General features: G+C 66.9%; 15 protein-coding genes and 1 other RNA gene. 7 read left to right on the top strand and 9 right to left on the bottom strand.

All coding sequences use genetic code 11. The features are described from left to right. Positions 1-144: 144 nt before the first annotated feature. From BLS85_RS14165 to BLS85_RS14190, 5 genes are all read left to right on the top strand, one after another. A complete protein-coding gene (locus BLS85_RS14165; RefSeq protein ID WP_176793750.1) occupies positions 145-1,302 on the top strand; it encodes a flagellar basal body P-ring protein FlgI in 1,158 nt (385 codons plus the stop codon). Positions 1,303-1,328: 26 nt separating this feature from the next. Then, positions 1,329-1,673 (top strand): rod-binding protein, encoded by a 345-nt coding sequence (locus BLS85_RS14170; RefSeq protein ID WP_245699243.1) that lies wholly within the window; start codon positions 1,329-1,331, stop codon positions 1,671-1,673. A gap of 452 nt (positions 1,674-2,125) precedes the next feature. After that, complete coding sequence (locus BLS85_RS19305; protein ID WP_218128435.1) at positions 2,126-2,566, top strand: hypothetical protein; 441 nt, start codon at positions 2,126-2,128, stop codon at positions 2,564-2,566. A 39-nt stretch (positions 2,567-2,605) separates the two neighbouring features. Beyond that, complete coding sequence (gene flgK / locus BLS85_RS14185) at positions 2,606-4,816, top strand: flagellar hook-associated protein FlgK (RefSeq protein WP_092787389.1); 2,211 nt, start codon at positions 2,606-2,608, stop codon at positions 4,814-4,816. Between the two features lie 115 nt (positions 4,817-4,931). Next, a complete protein-coding gene (locus BLS85_RS14190; protein ID WP_092787390.1) occupies positions 4,932-6,629 on the top strand; it encodes a hypothetical protein in 1,698 nt (565 codons plus the stop codon). Positions 6,630-6,659: 30 nt separating this feature from the next. Here BLS85_RS14190 and mlaD (BLS85_RS14195) read toward each other — a convergent pair whose 3' ends face one another. The 5 genes from mlaD (BLS85_RS14195) to BLS85_RS14215 all read right to left on the bottom strand — a co-directional run bounded on the left by mlaD (BLS85_RS14195) (position 6,660) and on the right by BLS85_RS14215 (position 11,385). After that, on the bottom strand, positions 6,660-7,121 hold the full coding sequence (gene mlaD, locus BLS85_RS14195; RefSeq protein WP_092787391.1) for an outer membrane lipid asymmetry maintenance protein MlaD: 462 nt from the start codon (positions 7,119-7,121) through the stop codon (positions 6,660-6,662). Between the two features lie 203 nt (positions 7,122-7,324). Then, positions 7,325-7,822, bottom strand: a complete 498-nt coding sequence (gene mlaD, locus BLS85_RS14200) for an outer membrane lipid asymmetry maintenance protein MlaD (RefSeq protein WP_092787392.1) — start codon at positions 7,820-7,822, stop codon at positions 7,325-7,327. A gap of 41 nt (positions 7,823-7,863) precedes the next feature. Further along, entirely contained in the window at positions 7,864-8,202 is a 339-nt protein-coding gene (locus BLS85_RS14205) for an NADH:ubiquinone oxidoreductase subunit NDUFA12 (RefSeq protein ID WP_176793753.1), read from the bottom strand. 306 nt (positions 8,203-8,508) lie between these two features. Continuing rightward, a complete protein-coding gene (locus tag BLS85_RS14210) occupies positions 8,509-8,988 on the bottom strand; it encodes an Hsp20 family protein (protein WP_092787408.1) in 480 nt (159 codons plus the stop codon). Positions 8,989-9,231: 243 nt separating this feature from the next. Continuing rightward, on the bottom strand, positions 9,232-11,385 hold the full coding sequence (locus tag BLS85_RS14215) for an adenylate/guanylate cyclase domain-containing protein (RefSeq protein WP_092787394.1): 2,154 nt from the start codon (positions 11,383-11,385) through the stop codon (positions 9,232-9,234). A gap of 240 nt (positions 11,386-11,625) precedes the next feature. Here BLS85_RS14215 and BLS85_RS14220 point away from each other — a divergent pair, with 240 nt between their 5' ends. Both BLS85_RS14220 and BLS85_RS14225 read left to right on the top strand, forming a co-directional pair. Further along, on the top strand, positions 11,626-14,043 hold the full coding sequence (locus BLS85_RS14220; protein ID WP_092787395.1) for a tetratricopeptide repeat protein: 2,418 nt from the start codon (positions 11,626-11,628) through the stop codon (positions 14,041-14,043). Continuing rightward, positions 14,040-15,056, top strand: coding sequence for a protein kinase family protein (locus BLS85_RS14225; protein WP_092787396.1), 1,017 nt, complete (start codon positions 14,040-14,042; stop codon positions 15,054-15,056). The genes BLS85_RS14220 and BLS85_RS14225 overlap by 4 nt, the downstream gene beginning before the upstream one ends. A gap of 22 nt (positions 15,057-15,078) precedes the next feature. On the opposite strand, the gene BLS85_RS14230 is transcribed toward BLS85_RS14225, so the two are convergent. The 4 genes from BLS85_RS14230 to rnpB form a co-directional block, all read right to left on the bottom strand. Further along, positions 15,079-16,065 carry a lysylphosphatidylglycerol synthase transmembrane domain-containing protein gene (locus tag BLS85_RS14230; protein WP_092787397.1) on the bottom strand — a complete coding sequence of 329 codons (987 nt, stop codon included), beginning with the start codon at positions 16,063-16,065 and terminating at the stop codon, positions 15,079-15,081. Positions 16,066-16,183: 118 nt separating this feature from the next. Continuing rightward, positions 16,184-16,432: a DUF2442 domain-containing protein gene (locus tag BLS85_RS14235; RefSeq protein WP_092787398.1), complete on the bottom strand. Its 249-nt coding sequence runs from the start codon at positions 16,430-16,432 to the stop codon at positions 16,184-16,186. Continuing rightward, entirely contained in the window at positions 16,416-16,658 is a 243-nt protein-coding gene (locus BLS85_RS14240; protein ID WP_092787399.1) for a DUF4160 domain-containing protein, read from the bottom strand. The genes BLS85_RS14235 and BLS85_RS14240 overlap by 17 nt, the downstream gene beginning before the upstream one ends. Before the next feature lie 178 nt (positions 16,659-16,836). Continuing rightward, positions 16,837-17,261: RNase P RNA component class A (rnpB, locus tag BLS85_RS14245), an RNA gene on the bottom strand. Positions 17,262-17,410 lie beyond the last annotated feature (149 nt).

Genomic DNA, 17,410 nt, shown 5'->3' on the forward strand with positions numbered 1-17,410 from the left:
TGAAAGTCCTGACATTTCGCCCCGCCACCGCTGGCACGCGGTTCGCATCGACCGGGACGGCGCGGTGTCTCTGCCGCGCCCCGCCGGGGAGTCATGCCGCGTGGCGTGCGCCCCTGGATCAACGGGAGAGCCAGGATGAGGACCATGCCTGACCGTCGTTCGCCGCGCACCCGACGCGCCCACGCCGCGACCGCCCTGCTGGCCGCCGTGATGGCGCTCGGCCTTCTGGTTCTGGCCATGGCGCCGGCGGCCTGGGCCGCGTCGCGCGTCAAGGACATCGCCAGCTTCGAGGGCGTGCGCGACAACATTCTCATCGGCTACGGTCTGGTGGTCGGGCTCAACGGCACCGGCGACGACATGGACGACGACCCCTACACTCGCGAAAGCCTGATCGGCATGCTGGAGCGCATGGGCGTGAACACGCGCGACGACGACCTGTCGCCCGACAACGTCGCCGCCGTCATGGTCACCGCGACGCTGCCGCCGTTCGCCCGTCAGGGCAGCCGGATCGACGTCACCATCAGTGCTCTGGGCACCGCCAGCAATCTGCTCGGCGGAACCCTGCTGGTGACGCCGATGATGGGCGCCGACGGCGAGGTCTATGCGGTCGCCCAGGGTCAGGTTCAGGTCGGCGGCTTCGTCGCCCAGGGCGAGGCGGAGACCGTCACCAAGGGCGTCCCCACCAATGGCCGCATTCCCAACGCGGCGATCATCGAAAAGGAAATTCCGTTCACCCTGGAAGACATGGAATCGGTCAAGATCAGCCTGCGCAATCCGGACTTCACCACCGGGCGGCGGGTGGCCAATGCCATCAACACCTTCCTGGGCACCGAGGTGGCACGCCAACTCGACCCCGGCACCATCCTGGTGCGGGTGCCGCGCGAGTACCCGGGCGGCGTCGTGGCGCTGCTGACCGATGTCGAGCAACTGCGCGTCGAGCCGGACCAACTGGCCCGCGTGGTGATCGACGAGCAGACCGGCACCATCGTCATCGGCGAAAACGTGCGCGTCGATACCGTGGCCATCGCCCAGGGCAATCTGACCATCCGCGTGACGGAAACGCCGCAGGTCTCACAGCCGGCGCCGTTCTCGACCACCGGCGAAACCGAGGTGGTGCCGCGCACCGAAATCACGGTTGATGAGGAAGAGGGCAATCGGCTCACGGTCGTCAATCCCGGCGTGACGCTTCAGGATCTGGTGAACGGCCTGAACGCACTCGGGGTCGGGCCGCGTGACATGATCTCGATTCTTCAGGCCATCAAGGCCGCCGGCGCCATGCAGGCGGAAATCCAGGTGATGTAGGGACGGCAGGGGTAGGAGTGGAGACCATGGACAGCATGATCCAGGCTCAGGGCGCGATGGCCTCCCAGGCCGCTTCCGGCGGTGCCGGGCTGGCGCATGTTTCGGCGATGGCGTCGGCCGCACGGGCCGGCGACATGGACGGGGCGCGGGCGGCGGCGAAGGACTTCGAGGCCTTTTACCTGTCGCAGATGCTGCAACCAATGTTCTCCGGGCTATCCACGGCGCCGCCGTTTGGTGGCGGTCACGCCGAGAGCGTCTGGCGCTCGCTGCTGGTGGATGAATACGGCCGCCAGATCGCCCAGGGCGGCGGCGTGGGGGTCACCGACGCCGTCATGCGGACCATGCTGTCCGCCCAGGAACAATCGGCCTGATGTAGGACGTAGGGAGGATGCCAGTCATGTCATCGGACAAGCCAACCTTGAAGCCGCCGCCGACCATCGGGTCGGCGTTCGGACCACGGCCGGCGGCCCCCGATAAGGCGGGTGCGGGACCGGGTGCGTCCGCCGCCGGCACGCCGAGGCTGTCCATCGGGACCGCCCCGCCGCCGTCCGCGCGCGGCGAAAACGCCCCTCCCGCGCCGCCGTCGGCCGCCGGTGTCCGCGTCGCGCGGCCCCCCGCCGCCGCGTCGGGCGGGCTTGGCTCTCGCCCCGCGACGCCGGGGCCGGCCCCCGTCACGTCGGCGCCGGCCGCGCCGCAACCGACCGTCACGTCGGCACGGCGACCGAGCGGGCCACGCCGCGCCGCCGAGAGTGCCGTACGCCGGTCGCGCCGCGCCTCCGAACCCGGCCGGGCCGCCCGCGAAGCCCGCCCACCCAAAGGGACCGTGCGCTCCAACCCCGAAGCCGCCGAGGTGGTGCGCGCCGCACGGACCCTGGCCGACCTGCTGATCGAGGAAAACAAGGCCCTGCGCGTCCATGATGTGGAGGCGGTCAAGGCCCTGACCGAGCGCAAGAACACCTGCACCCACGTGTACCGGCAGCGCATGCTGGCGATTCATCGGGATCCGGGTCACCTCACAGGGCTACCCGAGGATGAACGCGAAATCGTCCGCGCGACGGGCGTCTGGCTCGAAGCCCATCTGTCCGAGAACGCCCGCCTGCTGAAGAGCACCATGGAGGGCACCAACCGCCTGATGGGACTGGTCGTCAAGGCGGTGCGCGAGGTCAACGAGGAACAGGCCGCCGGTTACGCCGCCGATGGCCGGCTCGACGATTCGGGCCATGTGCCGTCGCGGGTAACGCTGTCGTACAATCAGAACCTGTGACCGGCAGAAGCCGGTCGCGGCGCGGAAAGGACACGATCCATGAGCCTGACCCAAGCCTTGAACACAGGATTGCTTGGATTGCAGGTCAGCCAGAAGGGGCTGGACCTGGTCTCGCGCAACATCGCCAACGTCAACACGCCCGGCTACACCAAAAAGGTCTTCAACCAGGAAAGCTTGGTCCTGAACGGCACCGGCGCCGGGGTGCAGGTGACCGAGGTCACCCGACGGGTCGACTACGGCCTGATGCAGGAACTGAACCGCGAGAACGCCCAGCTTCAGGAATATGCCGTCGTCGCCGAATACTTCGAGCGCATGCAGTCCCTGTTCGGCCGACCGGGCGACAACAATTCGATCGCCCATCTGATCGGTGACCTCGCCGACGAGATCGAGGCCCTGGCCCTGGACCCCAACGAGACCGGACAGCATTTGGCGACAGCGCGAAGCGCCGAGACTGTCTCTTACAAACTGAACAGCATGGGTGAGACGCTGCAGCGTCTGCGTCTGGAGGCCGATCAGGCCATCGAGGATGCCGTCCGGGATGTCAACGAACTGCTCCACGACATCCACAACCTGAACCAGGACATCGCCAACGCCCTCAGCACGGGCAAGGACGGCACCGATCTGCTCGATCAACGCGAGAAGGCGGTGCAGGACCTGACGGCGCTGATGAACATCACCACGTTCGAGCGCAACAGCGGCGAACTGACGGTTTTCACCCAGGGTGGCGACATCCTGTTGGACCAGCAGGTCAAGGAACTCAGCCACACCTCGCTGTCCGGTATCTCCGCCCTGTTGACCAAGGGCGGCAACGACATCACCGGCATCAGGGTCAACAACGCCGACATCACCGACGACATCAAAAAGGGCAAGCTGGCGGCGCTGATCGAGATGCGCGATTCGACCCTGACCGACTATCAGGCCCAGCTTGACGAACTCGCCGCCGGTCTGAAGGAGACGGTCAACCTCGTCAACAATCGCGGCACCAGCTATCCGAACCTGGCGAACCAGTTCGTCGGCACGCGGACGTTTCTGGACTCAACGACCCAGACCATCTCCATGGACGCGGATCACAACACGATCATCGCCCTGTTCGACTCCGACGGGACCCAGGTTGCGCAGACCGACATCAAGGCCCTGGTCGCCACCCTGCCGGGTCCCGGAGACCTGGAGACGGGCGAGACCGTCGCCGATGTCGCATCGGTTCTCGATACCTGGCTCAAGGCCAACGCCGACCCGGGCGCCTCTGCCGCGGTCAACGCGGACGGCGTTCTGGAAATCAACCTGAACACCACGGCTTACGGGTTGGCGTTCCGTGACGAGAACACGACGGCGGCAACGTCGACCCAGGACGATGCCGAGATGTCCTTCGACATGGATGGCGACGGCACCAACGACACCACCGTCAACGGGTTCTCCAACTTTTTCGGTCTCAACGATATCTATACGACGGCGCAAAAGGACTGGGTCTGGGATTCGGACATCAAGTCCGCCAGTTGGTCCCCCATGACGGCCGGGACACTGACCTTCAGCGACAACGACCCGGACACGGCCCATCCCGGCGCCCCCGCCCCAAACCTGGGCTGGGGCAGCATTTCCATCGCCGCCACCGACACCATCCAGGACATTGCCGACAAGATCAACGCCACCGGAAGCGGCCTGAACGGGGTCCTGGAAGCCGAAGTGGTGCGGGAAGGCGACGGCGTGCGACTGCGCCTCAAGCAGCTCAACGGGTACGACATGGCGGTCACGCAGGCCGGCGGCACCGGCCTGATCGACGCCTTGGGTCTGGAGGTCAGCAACGGCGGACTCGCGAACACCCTGAAGATCAAGGATGAGATCGTCGACAATCCCTCCCTGATCTCGCGCGGGGCGATGATCTACAACAGCGACACCACCGAGTACTCGCTGAGTCCCGGCGACAACAGCACGGCCAACGCCCTCGCCGAGGCCCTGCGGGCCACCCAGGGGTTCGAACGCGCCGGCGACCTGCCGGGGACCACCAAGACCCTGGCCGAGTTCGCGGCGATGACCGTGTCCGCGAATGCCAGCGAGGCCGCCCGCAACGAGAGCCGGCTGGAATTTCAGTTTAGCTTGGTCGACACGCTGAGCCTGAAAAACGCGGAGATCAGCGCCGTCAACCTGGACGAGGAACTGGCGGAACTGATCATTTTCGAACAGAGCTACGCCGCGTCGGCGCGGGTGATCTCCACCATCTCCGACATGTTCGACATTCTAAACAGCATTCTGTGACGCGGGGAATCAGAACCATGACCAGCGCGGCGGCAAGCAAAAACGAAAGATACGGAAAGGGATGCACGGCCCCCGTCCAGGGCGACCGTGACCGGGCCAAGCAGGAGGCGACGCCATGCTCTCGATGATCTCGCGTGTGGGCACCTTCGCCCAGAGAAGTTCGCTGGTGCAGCAGATGACCACGCTGCAACAGCGCATGTACGAATCGCAGACACAGCTTGTGACCGAAAAGAAGTCGCAGGACTACACCGGCATTTCGTCCGCCAGTTTCAGGCTGGTCAGTGTCGAGACAGAATTGTCCGGCGTACAGCGCTTCCGCCAGACGAACGCGATCGCTGAGACGCGGTTGAGCGTCATGAACACGGCGGTCACGGGCATCAAGGATTCCCTGCATTCCATGCGCGACCAGATCAACTCGCTGGATGTTCTGAGCATTAAGAACAACGTCCTGAACGGGGATGAACTGGACAAACTGGAGAGCTTGCAGCAATTCGCATTCGGTCGCCTTCAGGAAATTTCGTCTCTTTTGAACTCAAAAGCTGATGATGACTATCTCTTTTCTGGCGGCCGCACGGACAGGACCTCTGCCAAACTCCCCTTTGGATCGCTAAAAGAGTTCCAGGACTTCTACGACGGGACGACGATTACCTATCCAGGATCGCGCATCAATGACACCCTCCCGTCGGCCAGCCAGGCACGCGGGGCCCACGTCGCCAACGTCGAACTGAAACCCGCCGAATACACGCCGCCCCTGGTGGCCGGCGGGGGACCGCCGCCGGCGACGCCCTATACGCTCACCATCAACCCTGTCACGGCGTTCGACAACATTCCGGCGGGAAGCACCATTCGCCTGACCGACGGCAATGACGTCACCGACGTGTACACGGTCCTCTCCAACGCCGGGGCCGGCACGCTCGAACTCAGCGGCGGCCAGAACGGAAAGGATCCGACCGCCGACTTCGATCTGGCGTCCGTGACCGTCGAAACCATCACATACTACGGTGGCGACGACCTGGAGCTTGAGCACCGGATCAGCGAACAACGGACCCTGGAACTCGGCATCAACGCCAAAGATCCGGCGTTCGAGAAAGCCATACGCGCGCTCGGCATTCTGGCGCAGGGCAGCCTGACGCATGACGTCACCGCCAACCTGGGCACTCTGACATTCGACGAGGCCCCGCCGGGCGCGCTGCTCGCCAACCCGGACCCGCCGACGCTGGCGCTGGGGGACATCACCGGCGGCTGGGTCCAATCCGATCAGTTGAACGCCTTCGACGACATCCAGGTCGGAGAGACGGTTTCGTTCAGCAGCGACCGCAACAACTTCGAGAACGGCGACAAGGCGTTCAAGGTCGTCGGCAAGGACAATGACGGTGTGGGCGTGTCGCGTCTGTATTTCGAGGCGGTGCCGGACTATGACGTCGTCGATATCGCGGGGACCGGAACCACGGAAACCCTCGACACCACGACGGATGCCCAGGTCTTCACCAGGGCATTCAAACCGGACCGTATCCGGGATGCCCTCGCCCTGCTGAACGACGCCATCAATCACAACGCCACGTCGTCGGAAATGAGCAGCGACATCGAGGAAATTTCTCAGCGCATCGGATACATGCAGATCACGGTCGATACGGCCCTGGAGAATTCGCTGGGCTACGAGACGTTTCTGGAAAACCGGATCGGCGCCTTCGAGAACGTGAACACCATGGTCGCGGCCGCACGGCTTCAGGACGATGTCCGCGCCCTGGAAGTCTCGTACCAGAGCTACGCCCGCGTCAGCCAGCTCTCGCTGCAGAATTATCTGGCGCTGTAGGGATGCGGCAGCCGAGCCGGGCGGCGGATCCTATCCGCCGCCCCCGGCCGGCTGGGTGGCCAGGAAGATGATCTCGCCGACCAGATCCTCCAGCGACTGGTAGTTCTCCGTACGCGCCAGTTCGGCGTCCGGTTCGAGCATGTCGTCGGACGAGCCCGGAATCAGCTTGATGTAGCTGCCGCCCAGCAGGCCGTCGCTGGCAATGGCCGCTCGGGTATCGGTGGGCAGGCGCACGCTGTCCAGCACGCTCATGTCCACGACCGCCTCGAAGGTGTCCGGATCCAGCCGCTGGCCGGTGACGGAGCCGACCTGGATGCCGGCGAGACGAACCTCGCCACCCACCGACAGGCCGCCCACCTTGGTGAAGCTGGCGTGGAGCGGATAACCCTGGACCTGACGCAGATCGGCGGTGGTGGTAGCGAACACCAGAAACACGGCGGCCACAAGCAGAACCAGAGCCCCCATGATGGTTTCGAGGGGATTGCGGTTCATGGTTCGGTGTGTCCTCTCCCATCTTGTTCCCAGGTTCCGCGATCCGGCCCCGGTTCAGCAACCGCATCGGGTGGAGTGAGCGGAGCGACCCCCAACATCGTCCGGGCCAATCGGCCAAACCCGTTGGGATTCGGCGCCTCGCGCCTCGCCCCAACCAACGACTCGTCACCCGTCGCCAACGCCCCCATGAAACGGTTCCCGGTTCAGTACCCCACAGGCTTGGAGGGGTCCAGACCGCGTTCCTGTTTGGCGCGGGCGACGATCTTGGCCAGCAGGTCCTCGATAATCACCGAATCCTGCGTGTAATCAAAGCTGTCCCCCGGCTCCAGCGCGTCCAGGGCTCCACCCGGTTCCAGTTCGACGAATTTGCCGCCCATCAGGCCGTCGGTATGGATCATCGCCGCGGAATCGACCGGCACCTCGACATCGCCGTTGATACGGAAGGTCACCACGGGGCGATAGTACGGGCCCAGTTCCATGGCCACCACCTCGCCGACGGGCATGCCGGCCATGCGCACCGGCGTCCCCGGGGCGATGCCGTCGGCCTGTCCGAACCGGGCCGTCAGCTCGTAGGCGCCATCCTCGCGCAACGGCCCCGTGTTCCGGTCGCCGACCCCGGAGGAACTGTAGGCAAAGACCAGCGCGGCCGCCACCAGAACCGCCGTTCCGACCATGATCTCCCGCCGCGCCTCGGTGGTCACGATCCGCGCTCCCGTCGTCCCAATCCGTTCGCCGTCCTTGATCAGGTGCCCGGGGTCCAGGCCTCGTAGTCGCCGCTGGCCGGCCGGCGCCGGCCGCCGCGTCGCTCGTCACCGGTGGGCACATAAGCCGCCGGTGTGCCGGACAGATTGGGGACGTGCGGCTTGGCCCAGGGCCGATCCGTGACCTCAAGGGGCGCATCCACGGTGTGGTGCAGCCAAGCGTGCCACTCCGCCGGCACCTTGGACGGCTCCGGCACACCGTTGTAGGCGACCCAGCGCTTGGGCCGCCGGCCCTTGGGCCGGCCGCGTTCCTCGAAATAGACGTTTCCAAACGTGTCGGCGCCGACGCGGCGCCCCTTCAGGGAAAGACCGAAGGGCATGGTGCTGTCATCCGCTCCGCAAGAGTGATCTCGGGGATACGGAAGGTAGCTCGGATCGCCGCATCGGGGAAGGGGCATCATGCGTGGCCGACCGGTCTCTGGATGAGACCGTCACCAGGGACGCGACTCTCGGTGCGGATCCAACAGGTGCCCCAGACACGAACCGGACCGCATCAAACGGACTTCGTATCAGGTCCCGGGGTATCAGGTCCCGGGCCGCCCGCCCGGCCATGCCCGGCCATGGTCAGCGCATCACCGGCCCCGGCGCGCATGCCGAGACCGGGATGGATGTGCCGAAGCGGACGCTTACGCCGCAGCCGCGTCCTTGTCGGTGCTGGCGTGCGTGATCGCGGTCGGACCGGACGCGGAGGCGATTTCGATCCGGCGCGGCTTCTTCTCCTCCGGCACCTCGCGTTCCAGGCTCACATGCAGCAGGCCGTTCTCGATGGCCGCGCCGCGCACCTTGATATGGTCGGCCAGTTCGAACTTGCGCTCGAACGCGCGGGTGGCGATGCCCCGATGCAGGTACTGCCCCTCGGGCTCCGCGCGCTCCTGACGGCCGGAAATAATCAGCGTGCTGTCGTGCACGGTCACATCCAGGGTTTCCGGAGCGAAGCCGGCGACCGCCATGGTGATGCGGTAGGCGTCGTCGGAGACCTTCTCGATGTTGTAGGGCGGATAGGCGGCGGCCTGCTCGTCCAGGCGGCTGGCGGTATCCAGCAGACGGCTGACGTTGTCGAAGCCGATGGCGAAACGATGCAGAGGGGTCAGATCAAAAGTACGCATGTCGAAGTCCTCCTTCAGAAGCGACTTGGGCAGAAGCGACTTGGGGACAGCCGGGCGCATCGTGTGATCGCAACCCGGATGCCGCGGTTTGCAGGTCGGCCAAGGGCTCGCCGGCACCGCCGCGCGAGGCCTTTCGGCCGGGACCGGTCCCCGTTCGGGCAACCGGATGGCGTCGATTTGGGTTGGAGAAATCGGGGCCGCAAGAGAAAAAATCGACCCCTTTAGCCTTATGATAAGGGAGCCCTATGATCGCGGCGTCTTGGGCGCGGTCTTGTGGACCAGTTGTTCGTCCACCCAGCCGTCCGCCTCGGGATCGACGGGCAGCGGCGCCTCATGGTCCAACGACCCCTCGGGCAACGGCGCCGTGGCGCCGGACGCCTCGTCCTCTCGTGGCCCGTGCTCGACCTCGGGTTCACCGCCCCCCTCGGTCGTCGCCCCCTCGGTCGTCGCCTCGTCGGGGGCGCCCTCGGTTTCGCTGGGGGATCCGCCCCACAGCACCTCATGGATCGGCTGCGGCCCCTTGATCCCCTTGAGGGTCTCGGTGCCCCGATCCGCGAACCGCAGGTCCGTATCCGCGCACATGTCGCGCACCACCTGGGACACCATGATCTGGTCGGCATCCGCCTTGGCGCAGACGCGCGCGGCGATGGTCACGGCGAGCCCGTAATAATCGTTCTCGGCGCTGATCGGCTCGCCGGCATTGATGCCGATGCGGATGCGCAACGGCATGTCCGGGTGGGTCTGGTTGTGGGCGCGCACCGCCTTCAGGACGTCGGCCATGCCCCGCACCGCGTCGGGGACATGCTCGAACGTGGCCATGATGCCGTCGCCCGTATGCTTGATTTCGCGCCCCGAGAAGCGGCCCAGGGCGGAGCGGACGGCCGAGTTGTGCGCCCTCAGGATGTCCTGGGCCTTGATGTCCCCGACCGCGCTGGTCATGTCGGTGGAACCCACGATGTCGGTGAAGACGATGGCGATGGTATTGCCCGTCACCTTCTGGGTTCTGGGGGTGTTCCAGTCCTCCACCACCATGCCCAGGTTGTCGAACGGCTCGACACCGCCGTTCAACATCAGGGTCATGGCCTCGCGTCCGTATTGCACCATCTGCGCATACCGTTCCTCTGTCAGATAGGTGTCGAGCTGGACGACGAAGGATCGTGCAAGGGCCGGGCGCGTCCCCATGATTTCGGCGGTTTCGCGCAGCAGGAGTTGGGATTCGGACCGGCTCATGCCCACCCGGTGTCCAAGAACGTCGCAGCACCCGGCCAGATAGAGATTGATGCCGAACCTGTTGTAGGTGTCCAGGTGGGAGCGGATGGTCTTGAGGGCCGAAACGTACTTGCCCAGGAACGAATGCAGGAGGTCCCGGCCGGCGGACAGCGCCGGGCTGACGGGCGCCTTCGGCTCAGCCTGCTGGTCCTGAGCGTCCGGATCGGTCGCCGCCTCTGCCTCGCCATCGGCTTCGCCCGACCGCGCCTGCTGTGGGGCCTCTTCCTCCTGGCCTTCCTTCTTCTTTTCCGCTTTTTTCTGCTTTTTTTCTTCTTTTTCGCGCTCTTTTTCTTCGCGTTTCAGCCTCTGGTATTCTTGGAGTGTCGGTGCATCCTTGGCGCTCATTTCTTCGGGGGCGGCGGCCTCTCCCGAGTCGTCCGTCGGTTCTGGGGTCGGTTCTGGCGTTCGTTTGGACGGTTCGGGTTTGCGCTCCCTCTCCGGCATGGACTTTTTCACGGCGGCCGACCTCGCGCTGTCGGCCTTGCGTTTCCGCGCCCGTGCGCTGTCTTCCAGAAACCCTTCCAGCGGGACCAGTCGCGCGGTCAGGAGGAGCCCGGTCCCCAGAACCAGAACCATGAAGGCCGCGAACAGGGTCTCCGACAACAAAATGGTGTCGATATAGACGCCTGCGTTGCGAAGCATGCTGATTCCAACCGGGATCAACGCGGTCCCGGAGGTCGCGATCACCAGACTGGCGATCACCACGAACATCAGACGGGCGACCAGATCCCGCACGGTGCGGACGGGTTTGGGTTTGCCGAGAAGGGAATGGCGCGGCGGCTTGTCGGCCGATTCGGTTCCGAATGCCTCTTCCAGCCCCGGCGGGATCACCGTATGGGGGCGGGTGCCGTGAAAGGCCGTCCCGCCGACAGGTCCCAGCGCCTCGCGGTCCCGTGCCCGTTCGCGTTCGCCCCGCGCCAACGGACTTCTGAAGACCGTTTGATCCGTGTATCTGTTTGTGTCCGTATTATAGGACTCCCGGATCACCTTGGTCGGACGTCGGATGCGCGCGTCAAGTTCTCGGGCCTCATCCAGCGCCTGGTTCTTTTCAGCGCTGGTGTACCGCCCATGCAGAACCCACCCGCCGTTCTCCAGCGCATAAACCTCATAATGAGCGATCGTCGGCATGCGATCCGTTCCGGGATGGCCGATCTCGACTTGGCGCCGGAGAACCGCCACAGAGGCCAAGGATGATCCTAGAGATCGTGTCTAAAAGGTACGGCTTCGTTGGTAAAGGAACAATAGCCCTTCTCGGTGGAGGCGACAGTGAATCACCCGCCGTTGTGGCCTTGACAGCGTTCCGTGAATGCGTCCCTGTTGGAACGAAGCGGTCTGCGCCCGCGTTCAAGGATACAAGGCTCGGCAGGCATGTCGGACAGGTCCGGCCCGGAGGCGGGCGACATAGATAGCGAAAACGGCCATGCCGTGCATCCCCTAACCCAGGCCCAGCGCCTGTTCGCGGCGGGCGACGATGTCGGCGTGCGCGCGCTGGCCGGCGCGCTCGGCGAGGATCAGGCGCCCGACGAGCGCGGAACGTTCATGCGCCTTCTCGGTCTGGCGGCGCTTCGTCAGGGAGACGCCAAGGCCGCCCGTGGCTGGCTGGAGGACGCCCGCGCGGTGCTCGGCGACGCGGACGCGACACTCAACGTGGCCCTGGGCGGCGCCTGTCTGGCCGACGGCGCCTTCGGAACCGCCGAAACCCATTTCCGGCGCGTCCTCGCCCAAAGGCCTGATGCTGTTGGCGCGAATATCGGCTTGGCCTGCACGCTAGAACGGCAAAATGATCGAACCGGTGCCCTTGAGGCCTGGCGAGACGCCATGGCGGCCATGGTCGGCCGGATGCGGGCGGACTCGGACCCCTGGATGCTGGGATTGCCGGCGGCGTTCGGCCGCGCCCCCGTGCTTGAGATGGCCGGACAGTTGTACCGGCACGGCGACGCGACCGCTGCGGATCGCCTCGTGGAACGCGTGCTGGCGATCTTTCCAACGGATGCGGCGGCCCTGGACCTGCGGCGCCAAATCCCTGCAACAGGCGCCGAAGCCGCCGAGGCGCGGCCGGAACCGGGCGGGGACGCCGGACACGGGCCGCCGATCAACACCGACCCGGTCGCGCCCCAGTCCTTGATGACCAAGGCGGAGGAAGCGGAAGGAGCCGGCCAGCATGACCGCGCCCGAACCCTGTTCCGAAAGGCCGGCGCGCTGGCGGTGGACGCACCCAGCCCTCTTGAGGACGAGGTGGTCTCCCTTGCCTTGGCGGCGGCGGATGCCCTGCGACGCCTGGGCGATCCCGGGCCGGCCGCCGATCTGCTGGCGCGCCTCGCGGAACGGCGTCCGCACGACCCGGAGGTGGTCCGGTTGCGCGCCCTGACGCTTCATGCGGCCGGGCAGACCGAAACAGCGGTGACCGTGATCGAGCAGACGATGGAGTCACACGGCACACCCCCGCCGGTTTCATTGCTGCTGGTCCATGCCAGCCTCCTGCGCCGGCTGGATCGACCGGACGCGGCCGCCGCGTCGTGCCGGCGCGCCATTGCCGCCAACCCCCTGGTGGGGGCGCCCTTCCATCATCTGGCCCAGATTCTGGAGCAAGCCGGACGCGGCGACGAAGCGGTGGCCGCCTGTCATGCGGCCCTGCTGCGTGGTCCGGATCAGTCCGGATGCCACAGCCTGATTGCCCGCATTCTGGAGCGGCGCAACCAGATCGATCCGGCGATCGAGCATTACGCCCGCATGCTGGAGCATCAGCCGGACAACACCGACGTTCACTTGGCGCTCGGGCAAGCCCTGCTGCGACGGGGCGACTGGGAGGACGGCTGGGAGGAATACGAGTGGCGGGTGCTGAAGACGGATCGTCCCGCCGATTCCTTCCATCAGACGCCGTGGGACGGTGGGCCGCTGGACGCCGGCCAGCGGCTCCTGATCTGGCGTGAGGAACAAGGGGCGGTCGAGGAGCTGATGTTTCTGCGTATGGCCGCGGCCGCCCGTGAAGCCGCCAACGCGCCACTGGTGCTGGAGGTCGACCGACGCCTGGTGTCGTTGGTGGCCCGAGCGGTTGCCGATGCGACGGTCGTCGCCGCCGCGAATCCGCCGGCCGAAGAGACCCACGCGCCCGATATCGGCGCCCAGGTTCCATTCGGCAGCCTCGCCCGTCTGCTGGGGCCGGACCCGGCCGATGTCATCACCGATGAGCCTAGCATCGCCGCCGACGCGGCGGCGGTGGCCGAGGCCCGGGCGCGGTGCCTGGCCGACACCGACGCCGAACTGCTGGTGGGGGTGTGCTGGTCCCCGCTGAACGCCCGGCAGCGACCGGACCGCGTCGTGCCGCTTGAGGCCTGGGCGCCGGTGTTCAGCCTCAAGGGCATTCGCTTCGTTTCCGTCCAGGCCGGCCCGACGGCGGGCGCCCTGGAGACCCTGCGGGCCGACCATGGCTACGACACCTGGATTGATCAGGTCCCCGACGGCCCCACTGATCTGGACGCCCTGGCCACCCGGATCGCCGCCATGGACATCGTCGTCACCGCCGATGCCCTGACCGCGCATCTGACGGGATGTCTGGCGCGTCCCGGACTCGTGCTGCTGCCGTTCGCGGCCGAATGGCGATGGGGCCTGTCCGGAACGCGTGTCGGCTGGTATCCCACCCTGCAACTGGCCCGCCAGACCGTGCCCGATGACTGGGGCGGACCGATCCGGAGGGTGGCAAAAGCTCTGCGGCACTACCAAGACAAGGCTCGGGCCAAGCGGGCATCGGGACAGGACAGCCCCGGAAAACGGGAGACAGGAGCATGACGGAGACGGGCGCGGCCCTCGCCCGGCGCCTGTGCGACCGCGTGGCGATTCTGACCGGCCTTGACCCTGTCGGGCTGCGCATCGCCCCCGTGGGAAGCGGCGGCGGCTGGGTCCGGTATCAGGTCGACATGGAGGACCTCCGCCTCCCCTTGGTCGTGCGCCTCCCAGAAGCCCCCTCTGCCCCCGCGCCGGATGACGACGGGGACGAGGAGTGCCCAGGGGATAGCGAGCGGCATCCCGCGCCCCGGATCCAGGACGAGATCCACAATCTTCGCGCTGTTGCTCCCCTTGGCCTGGCGCCCGCAACCCTGCAATTCGACCCGGCGGACGGCTTGTGGGCCTATCCGCTATGGCCGGGCGTGCCCGTCACCGACTCAAGCATCCGCGATCCCGACGTGATGGCCCGGATTGCCCGGACGCTGCGTCTGCTGCACGTCAGCGGGCTCGACTTCCGGGGACACAGCGACCCGTTCGCGGGTGTGCGGACCAGCCAGACCTGGACCCGCGACAATGCGTTCGGGCTGCCGCTGCGCAGCCTCGCCATGCTGTCGGACGTCGTGAATGACTGCCGGGATGTGCTGAACAAGGCGCCAACGGCGCCGACTCCCTGCATCAATGCGCCCGAGGCGGACGCGTACTTCGACACCGGAACGCGGGTCATTGCCACGGACTGGAGCGCCTCGTCCATGGGTGACCCTCATTACGAACTGGCCGACCTGTCGGAACGGACGCGCCTGTCCGGCGATCAGATCATCCCCCTTCTGGATGGCTATTTCGGCTCCGGCGGTGGCATCTCTCGGGACCGGGTCCTGGTCTATCGGCTGGTGGCGGCGTATCGGCGTCTGATGGAGCAGTACCGAACCGTGAGCACCGCCGTCGAAAACGACGACGCTGAAACCGACCTGGAACTGCACCGCCTGAACACCCGGCTCGACGACGGCCTGATGATCCTGGAGAACGCGGCCTGGTCCACAGCCATGAAACGCTTGCGCCGACACGTCGCGGCCCGCTGAGCACGGGTGTCGGGCGGCGCGGTCAGCCGGATGGCGCCCGCGTCGGCCAGCCGCCGGTCAGAACGGCGATAGCCCCCAATGCAGCCGATCCCGCCAGCGTCATGGCATGAAAAACGATGCCGGTGGCCAGGGCGGCCACTTCCTCCAGGCCGGCCGGCATCAGGGCCAGCACCCAGGCGGCCTCGAAGGTGCCGGCGTTGGCGAAGGTGTTGACCGGCAGCACCGAGGCCAGCGCGGTGGCGCTGCCGCCCGCCACGCCTCCGGCCAGCCCCACGGGGGCGGGCGTGGCGTTGGCGCACAGCCACGCCATGAGGAAGATCAATCCCCAGATGACCAGGGACCAGGCCAGCAGCCGCGCCAGTCGGCCCGGAGTGAGGGCGGTCAGGGCCTCCAGCAGGGTGACCCAGACCCGCCCCAGGCGTCCGCCCGAATCAAGGGGGGTCAGGCGCGCCAGGATGCCCGCCAACCGGGGTGCCAGCATCAGGCCGGCCACCAGAACCGCCGCCGCCGCGCCGGCCCACGGCAACGCGTCCGGCAACGCCGACCGCGCCGCCGGAAGCAGCGCCAGGGCGAACATCCCGGCGGCCAGCACCACCACCAGATCAATCAGCCGCAACACCAACAGCAGCGCCGACCCCGCCACCAGCGGCGTGCCCGCCGCCCGGTGCAGCAGCCACACCAGGGACAACTCCCCCAGGCGCATGGGCGCGAACGACGCGAGCATCGAATGCAGGGCCGCGACCTGCGTGAGCGGCCACAGCCGAACGGGGCCACCGAGCGCGGCCCGCAGCCGGCAGGCCCGACTCAGGGTCATCAGGGGGTACAGCCCCAGCGCCCCCAGGACCGGCCAGGGATCCACTCCGGTCAGCGCCGGCAGCAGCGCGTCAAACGAGTCGGCGGTCGCCAACCACGCCAGAAGCGCCGCGCACACCACGACGGCCATCAGCACCTGCCACGCCAGGGCCGGCAACAGGCGCGCGCCCGAAGGGGCGGGAGCGGGGTCAGTCATGACTCGGGCAGGCTCCAGGGAACGGGGGACACGGCCCCGTTTAGCCCAGGTTGACGATCAGAGGAACCCGGCCGTTCGGCACCAAGGCCCGACGAAACACGGATTCACACGCTGGGGCTCACGCCGCCGTGTCGCGGGCGCGGGTCAGGTCGCCCGCGCCGGCCAGCAGGCCCTCGACCGAGATATCCTCGTCCAACGCGTCCCAGTGAATGCCACGCGGGCTGAGGTCGAACGCCGCGCGCTCGGACGGCGACGCGTTCAGTAGCCGGGGGAACCACGCCAGCGGCACGCCGACCGTGCGGCCGTCACGTAGGGCCACCCACATCATGTCATCGTCAAACGTGACACGCTCAGGCGAAATACTCATGCCATGCGGCCTCCAACTCCTGACGATGGGCCTCGACGACCTTGGTCAGCCGCCGCAGCGTCGCCGCTTCGAAGCCGTCATTCTGGGCCAGTTGCACAGGCGGACCAAGCCAGAACTTGGCCTCGGCGCCCGCCCGGCGGACGTGAATGTGCGGCGGCTCCGGTGGCCGGCCTTCGTTCGAGTAGAAAAAAAACCGAGCCCCTTCCAGGCGCAGAACAACGGGCATGGTTCGTCCCGCGGACTTGGTGTCACGGCCCCTCTCGTCCGGATTGACAACCGACGGACCCCGGCCGTTCGGCGACAAGGCCCGACGAAACACGGATTCACACGCGGGGGCTCACGCCGCCGCTGTGCCTGACCGGCGCGGACGTCGGCCGCTTCCCATCCACCGGACGGAAGGTCTGGGCGTCAGATGGCCTGTAAGCCGGGTTCTGTCCCCGCGCCCCGGATCGCTCCGAAACGCGATGGATGGCCATTCATCTGGGACGCCCGTCGCCGGACGCCTCGCGCGACATACCCGAGCGGCGGCGCGGAAACCCGCCTGCCCCCACTCCGCGAAGAGCTGGGCCGGCCGCTCCTACTCCGTCTTGCTCCCGGTGGGGTTTACCGTGCCTCCCCCGTCGCCGGGGGAGCGGTGCGCTCTTGCCGCACCCTTTCACCCTTGCCCGCCGGCCACGCCCAAGGGGCGCGCGAACGGGCGGTTTGCTTTCTGTGGCACTTTCCCTAGGGTCGCCCCCGCCGGACGTTATCCGGCACCGTGTTCCCGTGGAGCCCGGACTTTCCTCCCCGGCCGTGTCGCCACGGTCAAGGCGGCCATCCAGCCATCTGACACCCCCTTAGAATAGGCCGCCGGAGCGCGGGGTCAATGGAATGCGAACAGCGGCCAGGGCAACGGGCTCAGGTTAACGGCCGAGGGCTGATTTCAGTGGCGAACGGGATTCGAGGGTGATTCAACAGGCGTCTGCCCCCCAGAACCGG

This window comes from Rhodospira trueperi, from assembly GCF_900101965.1.
Classification (GTDB): domain Bacteria; phylum Pseudomonadota; class Alphaproteobacteria; order Rhodospirillales; family Rhodospirillaceae; genus Rhodospira; species Rhodospira trueperi.